Here is a 20,926-nt window from a genome sequence, read left to right as displayed (position 1 = left end):
GCCATGGGACTCATCTCAGAGGTGCTGCTGTTGCCGTTCGCCCCGGTGCGCGGCAGCGGCTGGGTGATCGAACAGGTGGTCAAGGAGGCCGAGCGGATCTACTACGACCCCGCTACGGTCCGGGCCGAACTCGCGCGTCTGGAAGAGCGGTTGGACGCCGGCGAGATCACGGAGGAGGAGTTCGACCAGCAGGAGGACGAGCTCCTCGACCGGCTGGAGAGCGCGACGCGCAGAAGCGCGAGAACGGACGACGGGTGGACAGGATGAACCGAACGGCATTGGGCCTCGCGGTGGGGGCCGGGTATTTCCTCGGACGTACCAAGAAACTGAAGCTGGCGTTCGCCGTCGGCTCCTTGGTGGCCGGCAAGCGGCTGAACCTGACCCCCAAGGGCATCGCGGACCTCGTCTCCCAGCAGCTGCGGGACAATCCGCAGTTCAAGGAGATCGGGGACCAGCTGCGCCAGGACCTGCGCGGGGTCGGCAAGGCCGCCTCCGGCGCCATGGTCGAGCGGCAGATCGACGCGCTCGCGGACCGGCTGCACGGCCGCACCGCCGAGGTGCGCGACCAGCTCGAGGGCGTCGTGCCGGGTCAGGACGCGGACGACGAGGCCGAGGACGAGGCGGACGAGGAGTACGAGGAGGAACCTCAGGACGCCGAGGAGGACGAGGAGCCTCAGGACGCCACCGCGGAGGACGAGGAAGAGGACGAGGAAGAGGAGCCTCAGGACGCCACCGCGGAGGAAGAGGACGAGGACGAGGACGAGGAGGAAGAGGAAGAGGAAGAGGAAGAGGAGGAACAGCCCAAGAAGACGGCGGCCAGGAAGGCGCCGGCGAAGAAGGCGGCCAAGAAGGCCCCGGCGAAGAGGGCCCCCGCGAAGAAGGCGCCCGCGAAGAAGGCGCCCGCCAAGAAGGCCGCGGCCCGCACGCCGGCCGCGAAGAAGACCACATCGGCCCGGAAGACGGGCACGAGCACCGCAAAGAAGACCGCCTCGGGTACCGCATCCCGGTCCCGGCGGCCGAAGGGAGGCGGTGACCGATGACCGAGACCCTCGGATCCGCCAAGTCCGCGACCTCCGCGGCCGGCAAGGCGGCGGGCGGCAACCCGATCTCCGAAGTGGCCCACAGCGAAGCCGCCGACCGGCTCAAGGCAGAGGTGCAGGAGTACCTCACCGCGCAGGTCACGCGCCTGCTGACCGGCGTCGGCCACAAGCTCGGGGACACCACCGCCAAACTCAACGACATCGCCGAGGGCAACAGCCCGGGCTTCGCCAAGCTCGCCCTCGAAGGCGGCCGCAAGGTCGCCGAGGGCAAGGGACCGCTGCGCACCGCGATGGAGCTCGGCGGCTCGCGGATCAAGGACAAGGTGACCGGCGCGTTCAAGAACCTCGGTGGCAAGGGCGGCAAGGGCAAGAAGAGCGCCGGCAAGAAGCCGACCGTGATCATGGAGACGATCGACGTCGGCGTGCCGCTGCGCACCGCCTACGACCAGTGGACGCAGTACCAGGACTTCAGCACCTTCGCCAAGGGCGTCAAGAGCGCGAACCGCGCCGACGACACCACCAGCGACTGGCAGGCGAAGGTCTTCTGGTCCAACCGCAGCTGGAAGGCGAAGACCACCGAACAGGTGCCGGACGACCGGATCGCCTGGACGTCGGAGGGCGCCAAGGGCACGACGAAGGGTGTCGTCTCCTTCCACGAGCTCGCCGAGAACCTCACCCGGATCCTGCTGGTCATCGAGTACTACCCGACGGGTCTGTTCGAGAAGACCGGCAACATCTGGCGCGCCCAGGGCCGCCGCGCCCGCCTCGACCTGAAGAACTTCGCCCGCTTCATCACCATCAAGGGTGAGGCGCAGGACAGCTGGCGCGGCGAGATCCGCGACGGCGAGGTCGTCACGTCCCACGAGGACGCGGTCGCCCAGGAGGAAGAGGAGAACGAGGAGAACGAGGAGAACGGCGAGCCCGAGGAGGGTGCCGAGGCGCGGGATGCCGAGGACACCGCCCCGGAGGACGATGAGGAGTACGAGGACGAGGACGAGGGCCCGTACGCCGAGGACGAGGAAGTGGAGGACGAGGAGGCGGAGCCCGAGGGCGAGTACGACGAGGAGGAAGAAGACGAGGAGGGCGAGCCGGAGGCCGCCGAGGACGAGTACGACGAGTACGACGAGGAGGAGCCCGAGGAGGAGCCCGAGGAGGAGTCCCGGGCAAAGGGCACGCGTGAGAAGGCCGGGACCCGGCGATGAGCATGTCGAGCCGGATGCCGGAGCCGTACGGTCAGGGCGGCGGAGCCAACCTCGCGGACATCCTGGAACGCGTCCTCGACAAGGGCATCGTCATCGCCGGCGACATCCGGATCAATCTGCTCGACATCGAACTGCTCACCATCAAGCTCCGCCTCATCGTCGCCTCGGTCGACAAGGCCAAGGAGATGGGCATCGACTGGTGGGAGGACGACCCGGCCCTTTCCTCCGGCGCACGCCGCAACGAGCTGGCGCGTGAGAACGCCGATCTGCGAGAGCGGCTGGCCCGGCTGGAGGAGCTGGAGCTGGGCCGCGCCCCGGAGGAGAGCCGCGCGGTGAACAGGGGGCGGTCCCCGGGTGAGAGCCGGGCCCCGAAGGACGTCCGAGAGGAGTCACCATGACAGGACTGCGGTACGTGTACGCCGTCTGCCACCCCCTCGGCGCGCCTCTCCAGGCCGACCTGCCGGGGGTGGCGGGCGATCCGCCCCGACTGCTCACCCACCGCGGCCTGATCGCCGTGGTCAGCCATGTGCCGGAGCGGGACTTCGCCGAGGAGCCGCTCCGGCGCCGTCTGGAGGACCTGGACTGGCTGACGGAGACCGCCCGCGCCCATCAGCAGGTGATCGACGCCCTCACGGCCGTCACCACCCCGCTGCCGCTCCGGCTGGCCACGGTGTTCCGGGACGACAGCGGCGTCCGCGTGATGATGGAGGAGCGCGAGGAGGACTTCCGGCGCGTCCTGGAGCGGCTCGCGGGGCGGGTCGAGTGGGGGGTGAAGGTGTACGTCGAGCCCGAGGCGCAGGAGGCCGAGCAGGCCGTGAAGAAGCCTGCTTCGGGCCGCGACTACCTGATGCAGCGGCGGACGAAGGCCCGGGCCCACGACGACACCTGGCAGCGTGCCGAGCGATTCGCCGGAAATCTCCACGAGAGGCTGTCCGCGCACGCCGAGGACGCCCGCCTCCACCCGCCGCAGAACTCCGCCCTTTCCAAGGCGGCAGGACAGAATGTGCTGAACGCCGCCTATCTCGTTCCGCGTGCGGATTCCGAGGAATTCGTGGAAATGGTGGACCGCACCAAGGGGGAGGAAGCCGGAATGCGTGTCGAACTCACGGGGCCATGGGCCGCCTATTCCTTCGTGGAGTCCGCCGGTGAGCCGGGGGAGGGCGCATGACCGTGGTGGAGCGCCGTGAGGTCGCCCTCGTCGACCTGCTCGACCGGCTGCTGGCCGGCGGGGTCGTCATCACGGGGGACATCACGCTGCGCATCGCGGACGTCGACCTCGTCCGCATCGACCTCAACGCGCTGATCAGCTCCGTCAATGAGCAAGTACCGTCGCCATGGGGGGAGTCGCTGTGACCGAACGCCGCAACCATCTCGACCTCGAACCCGACACCGTCGAGCGCGATCTGGTGAAACTCGTGCTGACCGTCGTGGAGTTGCTGCGCCAGCTGATGGAACGGCAGGCGCTGCGCCGCTTCGACACGGGTGACCTGAACGAGGAGCAGGAAGAGCGGATCGGGCTCACCCTGATGCTGCTCGACGACCGCATGACCGAGCTGCGCGAACGCTACGGACTGCGGCCCGAGGACCTCAATCTGGACCTCGGGCCGCTGGGACCGCTGCTTCCCCGGGAGTGAGTCGCTCACGCCCGGGGAAGCGGGTGGTGCTTTATTTCCTGATTGCTTCGGCGCCTCGGTTCACCACCTGTACCAGCGACCCCTGCCTCCCGCGGAAGTGGTTCCGCGAGCCAGGAAGCCGAGCAGCCAGAGGACGAGGACCGCGAGCGCGATCCACCAGAGCAACTTCACCGCGAATCCGGCACCGAAAAGAATCAGCACCAGCAGCAGAACCAGCAGAACGGGAACCATAGTGTCAACCTCCTGCAATGCGGGTTTCCCGGATTGCGGAAATCATTCGCGCGCCGTTTACGAGCCGTCCGCAAGCCGTCCGCGAGTCATTCGCGAGTCGCCCAACGATTCCCCGTGATGCGGGTGCACATCCGTGATGCGGGCGCGCGTCGGCGATGTCAGCGGAATCCGTGATGCCTGCGGGAATCCGCGATACCTGGGGAATCCGTGATCCCCCCGCGCGTGATTCCCACGTGAGTCCTACGTGATCATGCGTGATTCCCACGTGACTCATTGGTGATTCCTTGTGCCCGGGCCGTGGATCAGCCGGCCTTCCGGCACAGGATCTCCGCGTGCAGGACGCTGAACCAGCCGTCCTCCCGCCGCCCCCACTCCCGCCAGGCCTCCGACACGGCGTGCAGTTCCTCCACCGTGGCGTGTCCGCCACCGGTGGCCCGCTCGGCGTACGCCGAGGCCACGGTGCGGTCGGCCCACAGGCCGCTCCACCAGGCCCGCTCCTCGGCGGTGCTGAAGGTCCAGGTGGCGGAGGTGGTCGTGATGTCGGTGAACCCCGCGGTCAGCGCCCAGGACTTCAGCCGGCGTCCGGCGTCCGGTTCGCCGCCGATGGCCCGGGCCACCCGGCGGTACAGGTCCAGCCAGTCGTCCATCCCGGACGAGGCGGGGTACCAGGTCATCGCCGCGTAGTCCGAGTCGCGGACGGCGACGTACCCGCCGGGCTTCGTCACCCGCAGCATCTCACGCAGCGCCTGCACCGGGTCGCCCACGTGCTGGAGCACCTGATGGGCGTGGACGACGCAGAAGGTGTCGTCCGGGTAGGGCAGGGCGTGCACGTCGGCGACCGCGAAGTCGAGGTTGGTCAGACCCCGCTCGGCGGCCGTGGCCCGCGCCTGCTCCAGGATCGCCGGTGCCTGATCGACGCCGGTGACGTGCCCGTCGGGCACCAGGGCGGCCAGGTCGGCGGTGATGGTGCCGGGACCGCAGCCGATGTCCAGGATCCTCATGTGGGGTTTCAGCGAACCGAGCAGGTAGGCAGCGGAGTTGGCGGCGGTCCGCCAGGTGTGCGAACGCAGCACCGACTCGTGGTGTCCGTGCGTGTAGACGGCCGTCTCCTGCGCTTTCGGCATGGCTCTACCCCTTCTCGACGAACCGGATCCCCGGTCCCCTCACGGTACGCCGCCGCTCGGATGGTGAGACTGATCGTCTTGTAATGTGGGCTGACGGTCCGTCACTCGTCCTCCGTGCCCGGATGACTTCGCCGTCGCAGGCGCGCGGCGTGCCGGACGGCGAACGCGGCGCCGACGCCGAGCGCCGCGCCCGCGAGCACGTCGCTCGGGAAATGGACGCCGGTGTACACGCGGGACATCGCCACCGAGAAGGCGACCGGAGCCACCACCGCGCCCCAGACCGGCGACTCCAGGGCGATTCCGGCCGCGAAGGCCGCCGCCGACGCGGAGTGACCGGACGGGAACGAGGTGGTGATCGGCTGCCGCTTCAGGCGCCGCCCCCGCGGCACCGCGTCCAGCACCGGCCGGGACCGGCGCACCGAGCGCTTGCCGAGGGTGTTGATCGTGAGGGACGCCAGACCGAGGGAGGTCAGCCCGCGCGCGGCGGCGCGGCGTGCCCGGGGGGTGCCGGACACGGCGAGGGCCGCCGCCGTCGCGAACCAGAGCACGCCGTGGTTCGCGCTGCGGCTCAGGCGCGGCAGGATCGGTTCGGCGGCCGGCCAGTGCCGCTCGGCGGCGAACGCGAACACCCGGTCGTCCAGGGTGAGGAACAGATCGCGCAGGCCGTGCCGGCCGGGCTTCAGGACGGTGAGATCGACGTCGGGCATCATGCGCTGCGGGTACCCTGAAGTGGCCGTTTCTTGTGCGGGGGCGGCTCGACATCGGAGGGTCACTGCATGCGACTGCTGCTCGTCCGTCACGGCCAGACCCCCACGAACGTGGACTACCTGCTCGACACCGCCGTTCCCGGCCCCGGCCTCACCGAACTCGGCGCACAGCAGGCCGCCGCCCTGCCGCAGGCCCTCGCCGACGAGGACATCGAGGCTCTCTACGCCTCCACCCTCGTGCGCACCCGGCTGACCGCCGCTCCGCTGGCCGCCGCGCGCGGTCTCGACGTCCTGGTCCGCGACGGCATCCGGGAGATCTCCGCGGGCGACCTGGAGATGGTGCCCGGCAACTCGGAGCGCGGCGAGCTCTACATGCGCAGGGTGTTCGCCTGGGCTGCGGGCGACGTCGGGCTGCGCATGCCGGGCGGCGAGAGCGGCACCGAGTTCCTCGCGCGGTACGACGCCGTGGTCGCCGAGGCCGCGGCGAGCGGCGCCGGGACCGTCGCGATGGTCAGCCACGGCGCCGCGATCCGCGCCTGGGCGGCCACCCGCGCCGACAACGTCGACGTTCCCTTCGCCGCGGCCAACCGCCTCGCCAACACCGGCACCGTCGTCCTCGAAGGCTCCCCGGCCGACGGCTGGAAGGCCCTGTCCTGGGCGGGAACCACCGTCGTGCCCTCAGGGGAGGGCGGCCCGGCGGGGCAGCCGGTGGCGGGTACCGGCGGCTGACGGGCGCCTGCCCGGCCCGCCGCGCATAACGGTTTGCCGCATCCCGTGGACGGACCGCAGAATGCGTCCCCATGGGACACCTGGAAGCCGCGCACCTCGAGTACTACCTCCCCGACGGGAGGACGTTGCTCGGCGACGTGTCCTTCCGGGTGGGTGAAGGGGCCGTGGTGGCGCTGGTCGGACCCAACGGCGCAGGCAAGACGACCCTGCTGCGGCTGATCTCGGCCGAGCTGAAACCGCACGGCGGCACCGTCACCGTGTCCGGCGGCCTCGGCGTGATGCGCCAGTTCGTGGGGTCCGTACGGGACGAGACGACCGTCCGCGACCTGCTGGTGTCCGTGGCCTCACCCCGCATCCAGGAGGTCGCGCGGGCCGTCGACAAGGCCGAGCACGCGATCATGACCGTCGACGACGAGGCCGCGCAGCTCCAGTACGCGCAGGCCCTCTCCGACTGGGCCGAGGTGCGCGGGTACGAGGCCGAGACGCTCTGGGACATGTGCACCACGGCCGCGCTCGGCGTCCCCTACGACAAGGCCCAGTTCCGCCTCGTCCGCACCCTGTCCGGCGGCGAGCAGAAGCGGCTCGTGCTGGAGGCGCTGCTGCGCGGGACCGACGAGGTGCTGCTGCTCGACGAGCCGGACAACTACCTCGACGTGCCCGGCAAGCGGTGGCTGGAGGAACGGCTGAAGGAGACCCGCAAGACGGTCCTCTTCGTCTCCCACGACCGTGAACTCCTCTCCCGCGCCGCCGAGAAGATCGTCTCCGTGGAGCCCGGCCCGGCCGGTGCCGACGCCTGGGTGCACGGCGGCGGTTTCGCCACCTACCACGAGGCCCGCCGCGAACGCTTCGCCCGCTTCGAGGAGCTGCGCCGCCGCTGGGACGAGAAGCACGCCCAGCTGAAGAAGCTGGTCCTGAGCCTCCGTCAGGCAGCCTCCATCAGCCATGAGTTGGCCTCCCGCTACGCGGCGGCCCAGACCCGGCTGCGCAAGTTCGAGGAGGCCGGCCCGCCGCCGGAGCCGCCCCGCGAGCAGGACATCACGATGCGCCTCAAGGGCGGCCGCACCGGCGTAAGGGCCGTCACCTGCAAGGGGCTCGAGCTCACCGGGCTGATGAAGCCCTTCGACCTGGAGGTCTTCTACGGCGAGCGGGTCGCCGTCCTCGGCTCCAACGGCTCGGGCAAGTCGCACTTCCTGCGGCTGCTGGCCGGCGACACCGTGGCGCACACGGGGGAGTGGAAGCTCGGCGCGCGCGTCGTGCCCGGGCACTTCGCCCAGACCCACGCCCACCCCGAGCTGCTGGGCCGGACCCTCCTGGACATCCTGTGGAGCGAACACGCCCAGGACCGCGGCGCGGCCATGTCCCGGCTGCGCCGCTACGAGCTGACCCAGCAGGCCGAACAGGCCTTCGACCGGCTCTCCGGCGGCCAGCAGGCCCGTTTCCAGATCCTGCTGCTGGAACTGCAGGGCGTCACGGCCCTGCTCCTCGACGAGCCGACCGACAACCTCGACCTGGAGTCCGCCGAGGCCCTCCAGGAGGGCCTCGAGGCCTTCGACGGCACGGTCCTCGCCGTCACCCACGACCGCTGGTTCGCCCGTTCCTTCGACCGCTACCTGGTCTTCGGCAGCGACGGCCGGGTCCGGGAGACGCCGGAGCCGGTGTGGGACGAGCGGCGCGTGGAGCGGGCCAGGTAGTCCGAGGCCCGCACGGAGGGCCCGGGGGCCCAAATGTTCGTACAGTGGAGGCGGAGACGTGCTCCCGGGTGGGGTACCCGAACCGCATGGACGAACACGACGAGCGGGGCATGACCATGACCGGAGTCGACCCGGACCGGCTGGACGACCAGCAGCTGATGAAAGAGCTGGAGACGATCCACCGCACGCGCCACGACACCCTGCTGTACGGCTCGAACGACGCCCTGCGCGCCCACAACGGCCGCATGGCCCAGCTGGAGGGCGAGTACCTGCGCCGTAACCCGCGCCGCTTCGTCTCGCCGGGCCGCACCCGGGACGGGGCGAGGGAACGGGCCGCCGGAGTCGACGACGTCCGCTCGCGCCGGGCCCCGGCCGGGAGCAGGGCGTCCGGGGAGGGCGGCGGCCCGGCGGGCACCCCGGTCGGCAAGTGGGGTCCGGGACGCCCCGGAACGACGAGCGGCCCCGGCGGGGCCTGAGCCCACCGGAGCCGTCCGACCGCTTGCGGTCTCTCGGGGTCCTTCACGGATTGTCTACAGTCTGTCGCAGACCGCAGACCGCAGACCGCAGACCGCAGACCGCAGACCGCAGACCGCAGACCGCAGACGGTTGGTCGTCGGCCATCGGTCGTCGGCTAGCGGTCGTCGGTCAGCGCGCTTCCTGGGTGAACACGTCCAGGAATGCCTCGCAGAAGGCCTTCAGATCGTCCGGCTTGCGACTGGTGACGAGCTTGGCCGGGCCGTGGTCGCAGACCTTCACCTGCTCGTCGACCCAGGTGGCGCCCGCGTTGCGCAGGTCTGTCGCGAGGCTCGGCCACGAGGTCAGGACCCGGCCCCGTACGACGTCCGCCTCGATCAGGGTCCACGGGGCGTGGCAGATCGCGGCGACCGGTCGGCCCTGATCGAAGAAGTCCTTGACGAACGCCACGGCCTTGCCGTGAGTGCGCAGGAAGTCGGGGTTCGCGACGCCGCCCGGCAGGACCAGCCCGCCGAAGGACTCCGCGGACGCCTCACCGACGACCTCGTCCACCCGGAACGTGTCCGCCTTGTCGAGATGGTGGAACGCCTGGATCTCACCGGACGCGGTCGAGACCAGGACGGGCTCGTGGCCCGCGTCGACCGCCGCCTGCCAGGGGTCGGTGAGCTCGACCTGCTCGACGCCCTCGGGTGCCGTCAGAAACGCGATGCGCATGAGGGTCAACGTCCTTTCCGTGTCGTTGCGGCGCCTGCGTCAGCGGGCCCGGCCGCGTCGGCCGGGTCCCGCGCCGTCACCGGCCGCTCCCGACCAGGGCCTCGGCCAGCTCCTGGACATTGGTGTAGCGGTCCTTGCCCGGCAGCTGCCGGACCGCGTCCACCAGCGCGTCCGGCGCGTTCTTGCGCCGCAGGCCCACGGCCAGCGCGCCCGCGCCCGCGGGGAAGGAACTCCGTCCCAGGGTCCGTGCCAGTTCCAGTCGCACGGTCTCCAGCGTCGCCCGGGAGCTCCCGGGCACCACCGGCCCGCCCCAGATCTCGGGGTCGTCCTCGGCGGACGGCTCGGGGTCGTGCCACTCCTCCACCCGCGTGGGGTGTCCGGACCTGAGCAGACCCTGCAATTCGTGCTTCATCTCGTCGTCCCGGTGCACGCTCAGCCGGTCGCTGCCTCGCTGCATGTCTCTCCCTCCGGGTCTTCGTCGGTGTCGGTGGCCACCGCGTACCCGAGGACGAGGAGCCGACACGGGGTCGCCACGCTACTTCTCCTGCCGCCCCGGCAGGAACTCCTGCACCTTCGCCATGAAGCCCTGTTTGATCATGGAGCCGCGGTCGGCGTCGCCCTTGAGGGCCGAGGCGACCGTGGCCTCGATCTGCTCCCAGGTGGCGTGCGGCGGGACCGGGGGCACGGCAGGATCGGTGAGGAACTCGACGACCGCGGGGCCGTCCGCCTCCAGGGCCGTACGCCAACCCGCCTCCACGTCCTCCGGCCTCTCCACCCGCACCCCGGTCAGCCCGAGGGAGCGGGCGAACGCCGCGTACGGCACGTCCGGCAGCTCCTGCGAGGGCAGGAACGACGGGGCGCCGCCCATGGCGCGCATCTCCCACGTCACCTGGTTCAGGTCGCGGTTGTTCCACACCGCGACGACCAGCCGCGGGTCCGGCCAGCGGTCCCGGTACTTGGCGGCGGTGATCAGCTCCGCGAGTCCGTTCATCTGCATCGCCCCGTCCCCGACCAGCGCGATCACCGGCCGGTCCGGATGGGCGAACTTCGCGCCGATCGCATACGGCACGCCGCAGCCCATCGTCGCCAGCGTGCCGGAGAGGGAACCGCGCATGCCGGGGCGCAGGGTGAGGTGGCGGGCGTACCAGTTCGCCACCGAGCCCGAGTCCGAGGTGACGATCGCGTCCGGCGGGAGCAGCGGGGACAGCGCGCGGGCCACGTACTCCGGGTTGATCGGGTCGGCCGACAGCCGCGCCCGCCGGTCCAGCACGTCGTCCCAGCGCCGCACGTTGTCGCAAACGGTTTCGAACCACTCCCGGCCGCGTTCCTCGCCCCTGATCATCGGGATCAGCCGGCGCAGGGTCTCCCGCGCGTCGCCGACGAGGTTGACCTCGTACGGGTACCGCATCCCGATCATGTGCGGGTCGATGTCGATCTGCACGCCCCGCGCCTTGCCGAACTCCGGCAGGAACTGCGTGTACGGGAAGGACGAGCCGATGGTCAGCAGGGTGTCGCAGTCGCGCATCAGCTCGTACGAAGGCCGGGTGCCGAGGAGGCCGACCGAGCCGGTGACGTAGGGGAGTTCGTCGCTCAGCGCGTCCTTGCCGAGCAGCGCCTTCGCGACGCCGGCGCCGAGCAGCTCGGCGATCCGCTCGACCTCGGTCCGGGCCCCGGCGGCGCCCTGGCCGATCAGGATCGCCACCTTGTCGCCGGAGTTGAGGATGTCGGCGGCCGAGCGCAGGGACTCCTCTGACGGGATCGTCGTCCCACCGCTCATGCCGAGACTGGACGGCACCATCTTGAACTCGTGGGTGGGCGCCGCGTAGGCCAGCTCCTGCACGTCGCCGGGGATGATGACCGCGGTCGGGCAGCGGCGGGCGTACGCGGTGCGGATCGCCCGGTCCAGGACGTTCGGCAACTGCTCGGGGACCGTCACCGTCTCCACGAACTCCGAGGCGACGTCCTTGAACAGCGTGTGCAGGTCCACCTCCTGCTGGTACGAGCCGCCCATCGCCGAGCGGTGCGTCTGGCCGACGATCGCGAGGACCGGTACATGGTCGAGTTTCGCGTCGTACAGGCCGTTGAGCAGGTGGATCGCACCCGGCCCCGAGGTCGCGACGCACACCCCGAGGCGACCGCTGAACTTGGCGTAGCCGACCGCCTGGAACGCGGACATCTCCTCGTGCCGCGACTGCACGAACCGCGGTTCGTCCCCGGCCCGGCCCCAGGCGGCGAGCAGGCCGTTGATGCCGTCGCCGGGATATCCGAAGACCTGCTCCACCCCCCACTCCCGCAGCCGCTGAAGGACGTGGTCGGAGACCTTGACGCTCATGGAAAGTGACCTCCTGGGCAGGGGACATGGACACGATGTGAAGGTCGTGTCCCGTTCCGTGTGACCCCAGGGGCCGCCGGAAAACCTGGGCGGGTGTTTGGCGGGGGGACTCCGGGGCAGGCGCGCCACAGTGCTTCGGACCGGAGGCACGTCCGTGGGAGGCAGCGACTTCGCGCCCCGCGACGGCCCGGTCGGGCCGCTGTCGCGCTTCCCCGGTGACCGGCCAACCCAAAGCACTTCCAAGGGAGTTGCCACACCCCATGCCGAACAGAACGCACGCGAAGCGCCATCCGCACGACGACGCCCCCGACACCGCCGAAGCCTTCCGCAGGCTCGCCGCCCTGCCCCCGGGGCCCCAGCGCGACACGCTCCGTTCCCAGATCGTCGAGGCCTGGCTGCCCATGGCCGACCGTCTCGCCGGCCGTTTCCGCAGCCGCGGGGAGTCCTTCGACGACCTGCGTCAGGTCGCCGCTCTCGGCCTGGTCAAGGCCGTCGACCGCTACGACCCCGAACTCGGAAGCGCTTTCGAGAGCTACGCCGTCCCCACCGTCACCGGGGAGATCAAGCGGCACTTCCGCGACCACATGTGGACCCTGCACGTGCCGCGCCGCGTCCAGGAGCTGCGCAACCGGGTGCGCTTCGCCGACCAGGAACTGGCCCAGACCGTCTCCGGGCGGCGGCCCACAGTCGCCGAGATCGCCGAGCGCGCGCAGCTCAGCGAGGAGGACGTGCGCACCGGGATGGGAGCGCTGGAGAGCTTCACCGCGCTGTCGCTGGACGCCGAGCTGTCGGGCGGCGAGGACGGCTACTCGCTCAGTGACATGCTGGGGGCGGCGGACCCGGCGCTGGGCACGGTCGTCGACCGGGAGGCCGTCAGGACACGGCTCGCCGCGCTTCCCGAGCGGGAGCGGGCGATCTTGTACATGCGGTTCTTCGAGGACATGACGCAGAGTCGGATCGCGGAGCGGCTGGGCATCTCCCAGATGCATGTGTCGCGGCTGATCAACCGGTGCTGCAACCGGTTGCGGGAACAAGTCCTGAACGACGTGGCGTAGCCGGAACGCGCACCGGGGTGCGGGGCGGTCGGCGGTCACCCGGTTGGTGGCCCGTGTCCCGCCAATGGCGTCCGGCCGCGCGCGGCCGGCGGGTCCTCGGGCTCTGATGGCTGTGGGGCGGCAACGCCCCGCCCGCAGCCGTCGGCCGAAGGAACCGTCCCATGCGTCGCACCGCTCACCTCCTCTCCACCCTCGCCGTGGCCGGAGCCGTCCTGGTGGCCGTCGGTCCGGCGGCGTTCGCGGACCCGGCGGCCGAGGTCAGCCCGGGCAGCGTCGCGCCGGGCGGCAGCGTCACCGTGTCCGTCTCCTGCGGCCCCCTCGGCGCCACCGCGCCCGAGAGTCTCGACGCCACCTCGCAGGCCTTCGCCGAGGGCACCGTCAAACTGAGCAGGATCCCCGGCGCCGACGGCGCGCAGTCCGGGCCCGCCTACCGCGGCACCGCCCGTATCGCGCCCGCCGCCGACCTGGAGGTGAGCCCCGAGGCGGTCGGACCCGACGCCGCCTGGACCGTCGACGGCAGCTGTCCGGCGGCGCCCGGCGGACAGGGCAAGCCGTGGAGCGCGACGCTGGACGTCGCGCGGGGCGCCCCACCGCCGTGCGGGTCGGCGCCCGCCGCGTCCTGCGCGACCGGCCGGCCGTGTCCGCCGGCGCAGGTCACCTCCCCGGGACACGCGGACACCTGCCGCACCGTCGAACCGTGCCCGCCCGAGCCCCGGCCCCGTGCCGCCGCGTCCCACGAGCCGGGCTGCGCCCCCGCCACCGCCGGGCACGGTGTGCAGGCCGGGGAGGGCGGTGCCTTCACCGACTCCGTCCCCGCGCTCGCCGCCGGCGGCCTGCTGATCGCCGGCGCGCTCGGCGCCGCCGTCCACCGGCTGCGCCGCCGGGACCCCGAGGGCCGCGTCTGACCCGCCGGTGAGCCGGTCCGGCCCGCGCTGTGACCGGCGCAACGTGTCCGGCGGCCATGGGGTGCCGTCCCACGGGGTACTCAGAGCCCAGGGGCACGACCGGCCCCGTACGAGCGCCCGGCCCCGCAGGGCCGCCGGACCCCGCACGGGACGCGACGCCCCGCCCGGCCCACGCCGACGTCCGGCGGCCGGGCACGGCACCGCGCCGCGGGCACCGCACCGGGCACGGCACCACCCCGGCTGGACACCGTGACCAGGCAGGACACCCGGGACCAGGCAAGGCTCAGAACCAGGCAAGGCTCAGAACCAGGCAAGGCTCAGAACCAGGCAAGGCATCAGGACAGGCAAGGCATCGGGGACGGACTGCGCGGAGGACGGCATGCGGAGGACGGCGGTGGAGGACCACGGGCCCGTCCGCTACGGCCCGCCGCTGCCCCTGGACGGCCTGCCGGTGCTGCCGGAACTCGTCTCGGAGCTCGCCCGGGCCGCCGACCGCGCCGACGCGGAGCCGGTCGGCGGCGGCCCCGCCCTGCTCGAAGCCGCCCGCGGCTACTGGGAGCGGCGCGGGACCCCCGCCGAGCCGGGGCGCATCGTGGCCGGGCCAGGCGCCCCGGCCCTGCTGCTCGCGCTGACCGCCGCCCTCGGCGGCGACGTCCTGGTGCCCCGGCCCTGCGCGGCCTGGTGGGCGCCGTACGCCCGCCTGCTGGGCAGACCCGTCTTCCACGTGGCGACACCCGCCGAGTGCGGCGGCGTCCCGGACCCCTACGCCCTGCTGGAGACCGTGCGCCGGGTGCGTGACGAGGGCGGCGACCCGCGACTGCTGGTGCTGTCCGTCGCCGACGACCCCACCGGGACCGTGGCGCCGCCCGAGGTGCTGCACGAGGCGGTGGAGGCCGCCGCGGGCGAGGGCCTGCACCTGGTCAGCGACGAGACCTGGCGCGACACGCTGCACACCCCGCAGGACACCGTGCTGGTCAGCCCCTCCGAGATGCTGCCCGAGCGGGTCACCGTCGTCAGCGACCTCGCCGGTGCGCTGCTGCCCACCGGCTGGCCGGCGGCCGTCGCCCGGTTCCCCGCCTCGGCCCTCGGCGACGACCTGCACGCGCGCGTGCTCGACGTCCTCACCGCGCTCGGCGCGCGCGTGGCCGCTCCGGTCGCCGCCGCGGCCGCGTACGCCCTGACCGAGCCCGAACCGGTCATCGCCCGGGTCGCCGCCGCCGTACACCTGCACGCGCGCGTGGCGGACGCCGTGCACGCCGTCGTGGTCGGGGCGGGCGGCCTCGCCCTCCCGCCCCGGGCCGGCCGTCACCTGTACGCCGATCTCGGCCCGCTGCGCACCGCGCTCGCCGCGCACGGCGTCGGCGACGCACAGGACCTGGAGGACTTCCTCGCCGCCCGGCTCGGGATGCCCGCGCCGGGCGGACACCGCTTCGGGGACGAACTCGGTGCCCTGCGCGTCCGGCTGTCCACCGGCATGCTGCTGAACGGTACGGACGCGCAGCGCACGGAATGCCTCACGTCACCGGAACCGTTGGAACTGCCACACGTGCAACGCGCGTTGGTGCTCTTGAGGTCGGTCTTCGACGATCTCCGTGACGACGCTCAGCGATGGGAGCCTCCTCGATGACGCAGCAGTCCGAGTCGACCACCACCGGCACGGTGACCACCGAGAACGCCGACGCCCCGGCCCCCCTGGCCCCGCTCGCGCTCCCCGCCCCGCCGCTCGCCGAGCCCCGCCCCCTGGGAGAGCGGCGGGTGTGGCCGCGGACCTTCCACGACCGGCTGACCTCACCCCTGCCCAACCTCAAGGCTCTCGCCCGGTTCGCCCGCGAGGGTTCCGTGCGGCCCGGCAGGGACGGCCTCGCCGACGTTCCCCGGCTGCCCTTCGCACCCGCCCCGCTGCCCCGGGTGGACGCCCGTACGGTCGCCGTCTCCTGGGCGGGGCACGCCAGTTGGGTGGTGAGCGTCGGCGGCCTCACCGTCCTGACCGACCCGGTCTGGTCCCGCCGTATCCTCGGCACCCCGGCCCGGATCACTCCCGTCGGGGTCCCCTGGGAGGCGCTCCCGCGCGTCGACGCCGTCGTCATCAGCCACAACCACTACGACCATCTCGACGCCCCCACGCTGCGCCGGCTCCCGCGCGACACACCCGTGTTCGTGCCGGCCGGGCTCGGACGCTGGTTCCTGCGCCGCCGGTTCACCCGGGTCACCGAGCTGGACTGGTGGGAGGCGGCCGAACTCTCCGGCGTGCGCTTCGACTTCGTGCCGTCCCACCACTGGTCCAAGCGGTCCCTCACCGACACCTGCCACTCCCTCTGGGGCGGCTGGGTGCTCACCGCCCCCGACGGCCGGCGCGTCTACTTCGCCGGTGACACCGGCTACGGCCACTGGTTCTCACGGATCGGACAGCGCTACCCGGACATCGACCTCGCCCTGCTGCCCATCGGCGCCTACGACCCCCGCTGGTGGCTCAGCGACGTCCACTGCGATCCGGAGGAGGCGGTCCGCGCCACCCTCGACCTGGGGGCGCGGCGGATGGCCCCGATGCACTGGGCCACGTTCGTGCTGTCCGCCGAGCCCGTCCTCGAGCCCCTCACGCGTGTGCGTGCGGCCTGGGAGAAGGCGGGCCTGGACCGGGACGACCTGTGGGACCTGCCGGTGGGAGGCGCACGGGTACTGGAGTGACACGGGTACCGCAGTGACACGGGTACCGGATGACACCGGTACCGGAGTTCTGGCTCTGCAGGCACCTGCGTCCTACAGGTGACGAAGTGCCACGGCCGCCCGGCCGCCCGGCCGCCCGGCCGCCCGGCCGTACGGGTACTCGGGCACTCGGGCACTCGGGTCCCGACGTCGTACGGGTCGTACAGGTCGAGGGGAGGCCCGCGTACCGGAGCACCTCGGGTACCGGTGTGCCACGGGCGGCGCACCGCCGCTGCAGCACCGCCGCTGCCGTACCGGCACGGTCGCCGGACCGGTGGGTTCCCGGGCTAGGCGGCCCTGGTGCCCCGGGCCCGGCGCCACAGGCTCGGGGCCGCGCTGATCACCACGGTCAGCGCGACCGCCGCGACCACGCCCTCCCAGGGCTCGGGGAACAACGAGCCGCCGAGGATCCCGATCAGCTGGTAGGTCACCGCCCAGGCCAGACAGGCCGGGAGGTTGCCCCGCGCGAAGCGGCGCAGCGGCCACTCCGCCATCAGACAGGCCAGCATCACCGGTATCCGCCCCGCCGGCACCAGTCGGGACAGCACCAGCACGGCCGTGCCGTGGTGGGCGAGCTTGTCCTGCGCCTGCTCGAGCCGCTCCTCGGGAGCCCGCGAGCGGATCGCCTCCAGCCAGCGCGAGCCGTTCTTCGACCGCATCCCGCGCCGCCCCAGCCAGTACAGCGCCGCGTCCCCGCAGAACGCCGCGAGCGACGCCGTCAGGAACACCATCAGCAGCGCGAACGGCACCGTCTGATGGACGGCGACCGCCGCCGCCGTACTCACCAGCGCCCCCGTCGGCACCACCGGCACCAGCGCCCCGATCAGCACCAGCAGGAACAACGACGGATAGCCGAGGGCCTGCTGCGTGGCCTCCGTCGGCACGACCGTGACGGTCGCGGCGAGCCACCACTTCACCGGGAGACCTCCGGCCGCACGCTCTCGCCGTGCCCGAGCCGGTGCACCACGACCCCCGGCGCGCGTTGCGCCGCGAGCCGCACGAACTCCTCGCCGGGAGCATGGAATTCATGGGGGCGCACGGCGTCCATGCCGATCGGCCAGTAGGTGCCGTAGTGCACCGGTACCGCGATGCGCGGCGCCAGCCGGACCAGTGCCTCGGCCGCGCGCCCCGCGTCCAGATGCCCCTCGCCGAGGTGCGGCCCCCAGCCGCCCACCGGGAGCAGCGCCACGTCGACCGGCCCGACCTGCTCGGCCATGTCGTCGAACAGCCCGGTGTCCCCGGCGAAGTACGTCCGGGCCTCGCCCTCGACCACGTACCCGAGCGCGGGGGAGCGGTGCCGTCCGACCGGCAGCCGCCGCCCGTCGTGGCGCGCGGGCACGGCCCGTATCCGCACGTCGCCGACGGTGGTCTCGTCCCCCGGCGCCATCTCGCTCAGCCGCAGATGCCGCAGGCGGCGCAGCCCGGGGACGGCGCGCGGCGCGCCCCGGGGCACCAGCAGGCGCGTGCCCGGCGCAAGGCGCGCCAGCGAGGGCACGTGCAGATGATCGGCGTGCAGGTGGGAGACGAGCGCCACGTCCGCGCGCCAGGCGCCGGGCGGGGGCAGCGCACCCCGGCGGCGGCGCAGATGCGCGAGGCGGCGCGCGAACAGGGGATCGGTCAGGACACGCACGTGCGAATCCTCGACCGTGCAGGTGGCGTGCCCCCACCACGTGATCTCCACCGGCACCTCTTTGCCTCCTTCGCGCGACTCCCCGAAGCCTACGGGCAGGAGTAGGGTCGGCGGCGAAACCCGGAGGTGAGGGGGACGCCATGGGACCGGTGCGGGTCACGGCGATCGCGAGTCTGACGCCGCTCGAGGAACTGGACGCCGATCCCTTCCTGGTGGACTCCCGCAGCCAGCACGCGATGTGCGCGCGGTGGGCCTCGGAGCGCGGCTACGTCGTCAGCCGGGAACTGCTGGTCCGCGGGCTGCGCGCCGACCACTGCGTGCTGTGGGACGGCATCCGGGCCGGCGTCGACCTGTTCGTCGCGCCCAGCCGCCGGGTGCTGGAGAGCGCGCTGTCGTCCGTGGAGGAGTTCTCCGCGGAGTGCGCGCGGCGCGGTGTGCGGGTGGAGACGGTCGGCAGCGCCGAACCCGCCTACGACGCGCAGATGAAGGCCCGGGTGCACCGGCGGCTGTCGATGCCGACGGCCGGCTACGACGGGCGGTAGCGCCGGGTGCCTGTCACCGCGATATGACAGGGTGGAGGGCGGCCCCCGGGCGTCGGGGCCGGAACGTGAGGTGTACGGGGCGTGCGTGGGGTGCGGTGGCGGCGGGCCGTCAGTCAGGCCGGGCGGAGCGTCGCGGTGTGGGGCGTCTCCACGCTCACGATGCTGGTGCTCGCGGGGATCCTGCCCGACTTCCGGCTCCAGTCCGCCGACGGCGACAGCGCCACCACCATCGCCGTGACCGCCGCCGTCGGCGCCGGGGTGTTCGGCGTGCTGTCGGCCCTGGCCTGGCCCCTGCTGGTGCGTCTGCTGCTGCTCGTACCGGCGCTGGTCCTCGGCCTGCTGGTGTTCTTCCTCAACGGCTCGCTGCTGCTGCTCGCCCTGCGCCTGAACCCCTCCGGGCAGAGCGAGGCGGCCCCGGAGACCGCCGTGATCGTCGCCGCCGTGATGTCCGCCGTCGCCTCCGCGACGGGCGGCGCCCTCGCCGTACGCGACGACGACGCCTACCGCCGCCGCCTGTACCGGCTCGCCGACCGCCGCCGACGGGACGGCGCCGCCTGCCCCGCCACGCACGGCACCGTCTTCCTCCAGCTCGACGGCGTCGGTCACGACGTGCTGGCCGCCGCGGTGCGCAAGGGGCTGATGCCGACCGTCGCCAGATGGCTGGGCAGCGCCCCGCGAGAGGGCCGTGGGCAGGGCCGCGCGGGCAGTGCGCCCCGCCCCAGCCACCGGCTCACCCGGTGGCACACCGACTGGTCCAGCCAGACCGGCGCCAGCCAGCTCGGCATCCTGCACGGCAGCAACCACGACGTGCCCGCCTTCCGCTGGTACGAGAAGAACACCGGGGAGGTGATGGTCTGCAACCGTCCTACCAGCGCCGCCGAGCTCCAGCGCCGCGCGGTCGAGCGCACCGGTGACGGCGGACTGCTGTCCGCCGACGGCGCGAGCCGCGGCAACCTCTTCGGCGGCGGCGCGGACGAGCAGGCCCTCGTGCTGTCCATCGCCGCCCGCCGACGCAGCCGGGAGACGCGGTCCCGGGCCGGCTACTTCGCCTACTTCTCCGACCCGGCCAACGCCGTGCGCACCGCGCTGTCGTTCGTCGCCGAGGTCGGCCGCGAGACGGGCCAGTCCACCCGCGCCCGGCTGCGCAAGGAGCGCCCACGCGTCGGGCGCGGCGGCCTCTACCCGCTCGTCCGCGCCTTCGCGACCGTCGTCGAACGTGACGTCGTGGTGGCCGCCGTGATGGGCGACATGCTCGCCGGCCGCACCGCCGTCTACGCCGACCTGGTCGCGTACGACGAGGTCGCGCATCACTCCGGGCCGCTCGGCCGGGACACCGAGCAGGTCCTCGGCCGCCTCGACCGCTCGCTCGCGCTCATCGAGAACGTCGCCGAGCACGCCCCCCGCCCCTATCGGATCGTCGTCCTGTCCGACCACGGCCAGAGCCCCGGCGAAACGTTTCGTGCCCGCTACGGCCTCACCCTCGGCGACCTGGTGCGGGCCGGCTGCGGGCTGGCCGTGTCCCGCAAGGCCGAACGCACCCACAGCGGCGCCGAGGCCCGTGCGGCCGTCCGCGCGGCGCTGCGCCGGCCCGTCGAGGAGGGCGGCGAACGCCACCGCCCGACCGGCCGCCGCTCGGAACCGATCGTGCTGGCCTCGGGCAACCTCGGCCTGATCTCGTTCCCGGACGTGCCGCACCGGATGAGCAAGGAGGAGATCGACGCCCGCCACCCCGCGCTGCTGACCACCCTCGCCAACCATCCCGGCATCGGCTTTCTCCTCGTCCGCAGCGAGGAGCACGGCGGGGTCGTCCTCGGCGCGTACGGGGCGGAGATACCGCTGGACCAACTCGACCGGACGCCCGGCCCGCTGGCCGCCTTCGGGCCCGGAGCCGCCGACGCCGTGCGCCGCACCCACGCCTTCCCGCACACCGCCGACATCATGGTCAACTCCTTCCACGACCCGGCCGACGGCGAGGTCCTCGCCTTCGAGGAACAGATCGGCTCCCACGGCGGCCTCGGCGGCGCCCAGGCCAGGCCGTTCCTGCTGTCCCCGCTCGCGCTGTCCGCACCCGTCGGGGACGGCGAGGAGCTGACCGGCGCGGAGCATGTGCACCGCGTCCTGCGCCGCTGGCTGCGCGAGTCCAACGGGCCCCAGGTACCGCTGCGGACGGCACCGGAGGAGAGCGCCGCCTGAAATTGGGCTGCGCCCGGGGA

The 20,926-nt window shown here is 72.7% G+C and carries 22 protein-coding genes and 2 pseudogenes; 16 read left to right on the top strand and 8 right to left on the bottom strand.

The window, feature by feature from the left end; all coding sequences use genetic code 11:
• Positions 1-3 precede the first annotated feature (3 nt).
• The 7 genes from ASD48_RS17025 to ASD48_RS16995 are packed head-to-tail and all read left to right on the top strand — an operon-like array spanning position 4 to position 3,876.
• Positions 4-267, top strand: coding sequence for a gas vesicle protein GvpG (locus ASD48_RS17025; RefSeq protein WP_057602499.1), 264 nt, complete (start codon positions 4-6; stop codon positions 265-267).
• Positions 264-1,040, top strand: coding sequence for a hypothetical protein (locus ASD48_RS44215; protein ID WP_057602498.1), 777 nt, complete (start codon positions 264-266; stop codon positions 1,038-1,040). The genes ASD48_RS17025 and ASD48_RS44215 overlap by 4 nt, the downstream gene beginning before the upstream one ends.
• The gene (locus ASD48_RS17015; RefSeq protein WP_057602497.1) at positions 1,037-2,242 is read left to right on the top strand and encodes an SRPBCC family protein; all 1,206 of its coding nucleotides are present in this window, start codon (positions 1,037-1,039) and stop codon (positions 2,240-2,242) included. Before ASD48_RS44215 ends, ASD48_RS17015 begins: the two co-directional genes overlap by 4 nt.
• Positions 2,239-2,640 (top strand): gas vesicle protein, encoded by a 402-nt coding sequence (locus ASD48_RS17010; RefSeq protein ID WP_057602496.1) that lies wholly within the window; start codon positions 2,239-2,241, stop codon positions 2,638-2,640. Before ASD48_RS17015 ends, ASD48_RS17010 begins: the two co-directional genes overlap by 4 nt.
• Entirely contained in the window at positions 2,637-3,410 is a 774-nt protein-coding gene (locus ASD48_RS17005) for a GvpL/GvpF family gas vesicle protein (RefSeq protein ID WP_057602495.1), read from the top strand. Before ASD48_RS17010 ends, ASD48_RS17005 begins: the two co-directional genes overlap by 4 nt.
• A complete protein-coding gene (locus ASD48_RS17000) occupies positions 3,407-3,595 on the top strand; it encodes a gas vesicle protein (protein WP_057602494.1) in 189 nt (62 codons plus the stop codon). The genes ASD48_RS17005 and ASD48_RS17000 overlap by 4 nt, the downstream gene beginning before the upstream one ends.
• A complete protein-coding gene (locus ASD48_RS16995) occupies positions 3,592-3,876 on the top strand; it encodes a gas vesicle protein K (protein ID WP_020125588.1) in 285 nt (94 codons plus the stop codon). Before ASD48_RS17000 ends, ASD48_RS16995 begins: the two co-directional genes overlap by 4 nt.
• Positions 3,877-3,936: 60 nt before the next feature.
• Here ASD48_RS16995 and ASD48_RS16990 read toward each other — a convergent pair whose 3' ends face one another.
• From ASD48_RS16990 to ASD48_RS16980, 3 genes and pseudogenes are all read right to left on the bottom strand, one after another.
• Complete coding sequence (locus ASD48_RS16990; protein WP_057602533.1) at positions 3,937-4,107, bottom strand: hypothetical protein; 171 nt, start codon at positions 4,105-4,107, stop codon at positions 3,937-3,939.
• A 302-nt stretch (positions 4,108-4,409) separates the two neighbouring features.
• Entirely contained in the window at positions 4,410-5,231 is an 822-nt protein-coding gene (locus ASD48_RS16985; RefSeq protein ID WP_057602493.1) for a class I SAM-dependent methyltransferase, read from the bottom strand.
• A 152-nt stretch (positions 5,232-5,383) separates the two neighbouring features.
• Positions 5,384-5,941 (bottom strand): annotated as a pseudogene (locus tag ASD48_RS16980) (phosphatase PAP2 family protein); the annotation flags it as partial.
• 66 nt (positions 5,942-6,007) lie between these two features.
• On the opposite strand from ASD48_RS16980, the gene ASD48_RS16975 reads away from it, so the two are divergent.
• From ASD48_RS16975 to ASD48_RS16965, 3 genes and pseudogenes are all read left to right on the top strand, one after another.
• Positions 6,008-6,667: a histidine phosphatase family protein gene (locus ASD48_RS16975; protein WP_057602492.1), complete on the top strand. Its 660-nt coding sequence runs from the start codon at positions 6,008-6,010 to the stop codon at positions 6,665-6,667.
• Positions 6,668-6,738: 71 nt separating this feature from the next.
• Positions 6,739-8,358 (top strand): ATP-binding cassette domain-containing protein, encoded by a 1,620-nt coding sequence (locus tag ASD48_RS16970; RefSeq protein WP_057602491.1) that lies wholly within the window; start codon positions 6,739-6,741, stop codon positions 8,356-8,358.
• A gap of 86 nt (positions 8,359-8,444) precedes the next feature.
• Positions 8,445-8,690 (top strand): annotated as a pseudogene (locus ASD48_RS16965) (DUF6158 family protein); the annotation flags it as partial.
• A 313-nt stretch (positions 8,691-9,003) separates the two neighbouring features.
• Here the strand turns inward: ASD48_RS16965 and ASD48_RS16960 are convergent.
• From ASD48_RS16960 to ASD48_RS16950, 3 genes are all read right to left on the bottom strand, one after another.
• Complete coding sequence (locus ASD48_RS16960) at positions 9,004-9,546, bottom strand: type 1 glutamine amidotransferase domain-containing protein (RefSeq protein ID WP_057602490.1); 543 nt, start codon at positions 9,544-9,546, stop codon at positions 9,004-9,006.
• 76 nt (positions 9,547-9,622) lie between these two features.
• The gene (locus ASD48_RS16955) at positions 9,623-10,003 is read right to left on the bottom strand and encodes a DUF2795 domain-containing protein (RefSeq protein WP_020125596.1); all 381 of its coding nucleotides are present in this window, start codon (positions 10,001-10,003) and stop codon (positions 9,623-9,625) included.
• A gap of 78 nt (positions 10,004-10,081) precedes the next feature.
• Positions 10,082-11,878: a thiamine pyrophosphate-requiring protein gene (locus tag ASD48_RS16950; protein WP_057602489.1), complete on the bottom strand. Its 1,797-nt coding sequence runs from the start codon at positions 11,876-11,878 to the stop codon at positions 10,082-10,084.
• Positions 11,879-12,138: 260 nt separating this feature from the next.
• Between ASD48_RS16950 and ASD48_RS16945 the strand changes: the two genes are divergently transcribed.
• The 4 genes from ASD48_RS16945 (at position 12,139) to ASD48_RS16930 (ending at position 16,523) form a co-directional block, all read left to right on the top strand.
• A complete protein-coding gene (locus ASD48_RS16945) occupies positions 12,139-12,933 on the top strand; it encodes an RNA polymerase sigma factor SigF (RefSeq protein ID WP_057602488.1) in 795 nt (264 codons plus the stop codon).
• 161 nt (positions 12,934-13,094) lie between these two features.
• Positions 13,095-13,838: a hypothetical protein gene (locus ASD48_RS16940; protein WP_057602487.1), complete on the top strand. Its 744-nt coding sequence runs from the start codon at positions 13,095-13,097 to the stop codon at positions 13,836-13,838.
• Between the two features lie 379 nt (positions 13,839-14,217).
• Positions 14,218-15,465, top strand: coding sequence for an aminotransferase class I/II-fold pyridoxal phosphate-dependent enzyme (locus ASD48_RS16935; RefSeq protein ID WP_057602486.1), 1,248 nt, complete (start codon positions 14,218-14,220; stop codon positions 15,463-15,465).
• Positions 15,462-16,523: an MBL fold metallo-hydrolase gene (locus ASD48_RS16930; protein ID WP_057602532.1), complete on the top strand. Its 1,062-nt coding sequence runs from the start codon at positions 15,462-15,464 to the stop codon at positions 16,521-16,523. Before ASD48_RS16935 ends, ASD48_RS16930 begins: the two co-directional genes overlap by 4 nt.
• A 305-nt stretch (positions 16,524-16,828) precedes the next feature.
• Here the strand turns inward: ASD48_RS16930 and ASD48_RS16925 are convergent, their stop codons facing one another.
• Together ASD48_RS16925 and ASD48_RS16920 are read right to left on the bottom strand one after the other, a co-directional pair.
• Positions 16,829-17,458, bottom strand: a complete 630-nt coding sequence (locus ASD48_RS16925) for a VTT domain-containing protein (protein ID WP_057602485.1) — start codon at positions 17,456-17,458, stop codon at positions 16,829-16,831.
• Positions 17,455-18,228 (bottom strand): MBL fold metallo-hydrolase, encoded by a 774-nt coding sequence (locus ASD48_RS16920; RefSeq protein ID WP_057602484.1) that lies wholly within the window; start codon positions 18,226-18,228, stop codon positions 17,455-17,457. The genes ASD48_RS16925 and ASD48_RS16920 overlap by 4 nt, the downstream gene beginning before the upstream one ends.
• A gap of 83 nt (positions 18,229-18,311) precedes the next feature.
• Here ASD48_RS16920 and ASD48_RS16915 point away from each other — a divergent pair, with 83 nt between their 5' ends.
• Positions 18,312-18,713, top strand: coding sequence for a hypothetical protein (locus ASD48_RS16915; protein WP_057602483.1), 402 nt, complete (start codon positions 18,312-18,314; stop codon positions 18,711-18,713).
• Positions 18,714-18,794: 81 nt separating this feature from the next.
• The gene (locus ASD48_RS16910) at positions 18,795-20,906 is read left to right on the top strand and encodes a phage holin family protein (RefSeq protein WP_057602482.1); all 2,112 of its coding nucleotides are present in this window, start codon (positions 18,795-18,797) and stop codon (positions 20,904-20,906) included.
• Positions 20,907-20,926: the final 20 nt, after the last annotated feature.

The organism is Streptomyces sp. Root1310, from assembly GCF_001426425.1.
In the GTDB taxonomy this organism is placed as follows: Bacteria; Actinomycetota; Actinomycetes; order Streptomycetales; family Streptomycetaceae; genus Streptomyces.
This window is presented reverse-complemented; position numbering and strand designations above follow the sequence as displayed.

What these genes read in the sequence shown, in the direction of transcription:
- ASD48_RS16935 (WP_057602486.1), top strand. Translation starts at nt 14,218, where the DNA reads ATGCGGAGGACGGCGGTGGAGGACCACGGGCCCGTCCGCTACGGCCCG.
- ASD48_RS17010 (WP_057602496.1), top strand. Translation starts at nt 2,239, where the DNA reads ATGAGCATGTCGAGCCGGATGCCGGAGCCGTACGGTCAGGGCGGCGGA.
- ASD48_RS17025 (WP_057602499.1), top strand. Translation starts at nt 4, where the DNA reads ATGGGACTCATCTCAGAGGTGCTGCTGTTGCCGTTCGCCCCGGTGCGC.
- ASD48_RS17015 (WP_057602497.1), top strand. Translation starts at nt 1,037, where the DNA reads ATGACCGAGACCCTCGGATCCGCCAAGTCCGCGACCTCCGCGGCCGGC.
- ASD48_RS16950 (WP_057602489.1), bottom strand. Translation starts at nt 11,878, where the DNA reads ATGAGCGTCAAGGTCTCCGACCACGTCCTTCAGCGGCTGCGGGAGTGG.
- ASD48_RS16985 (WP_057602493.1), bottom strand. Translation starts at nt 5,231, where the DNA reads ATGCCGAAAGCGCAGGAGACGGCCGTCTACACGCACGGACACCACGAG.
- ASD48_RS16975 (WP_057602492.1), top strand. Translation starts at nt 6,008, where the DNA reads ATGCGACTGCTGCTCGTCCGTCACGGCCAGACCCCCACGAACGTGGAC.
- ASD48_RS16940 (WP_057602487.1), top strand. Translation starts at nt 13,095, where the DNA reads ATGCGTCGCACCGCTCACCTCCTCTCCACCCTCGCCGTGGCCGGAGCC.
- ASD48_RS16955 (WP_020125596.1), bottom strand. Translation starts at nt 10,003, where the DNA reads ATGCAGCGAGGCAGCGACCGGCTGAGCGTGCACCGGGACGACGAGATG.
- ASD48_RS16945 (WP_057602488.1), top strand. Translation starts at nt 12,139, where the DNA reads ATGCCGAACAGAACGCACGCGAAGCGCCATCCGCACGACGACGCCCCC.
- ASD48_RS16930 (WP_057602532.1), top strand. Translation starts at nt 15,462, where the DNA reads ATGACGCAGCAGTCCGAGTCGACCACCACCGGCACGGTGACCACCGAG.
- ASD48_RS16960 (WP_057602490.1), bottom strand. Translation starts at nt 9,546, where the DNA reads ATGCGCATCGCGTTTCTGACGGCACCCGAGGGCGTCGAGCAGGTCGAG.
- ASD48_RS17005 (WP_057602495.1), top strand. Translation starts at nt 2,637, where the DNA reads ATGACAGGACTGCGGTACGTGTACGCCGTCTGCCACCCCCTCGGCGCG.
- ASD48_RS16990 (WP_057602533.1), bottom strand. Translation starts at nt 4,107, where the DNA reads ATGGTTCCCGTTCTGCTGGTTCTGCTGCTGGTGCTGATTCTTTTCGGT.
- ASD48_RS17000 (WP_057602494.1), top strand. Translation starts at nt 3,407, where the DNA reads ATGACCGTGGTGGAGCGCCGTGAGGTCGCCCTCGTCGACCTGCTCGAC.
- ASD48_RS16915 (WP_057602483.1), top strand. Translation starts at nt 18,312, where the DNA reads ATGGGACCGGTGCGGGTCACGGCGATCGCGAGTCTGACGCCGCTCGAG.
- ASD48_RS16970 (WP_057602491.1), top strand. Translation starts at nt 6,739, where the DNA reads ATGGGACACCTGGAAGCCGCGCACCTCGAGTACTACCTCCCCGACGGG.
- ASD48_RS44215 (WP_057602498.1), top strand. Translation starts at nt 264, where the DNA reads ATGAACCGAACGGCATTGGGCCTCGCGGTGGGGGCCGGGTATTTCCTC.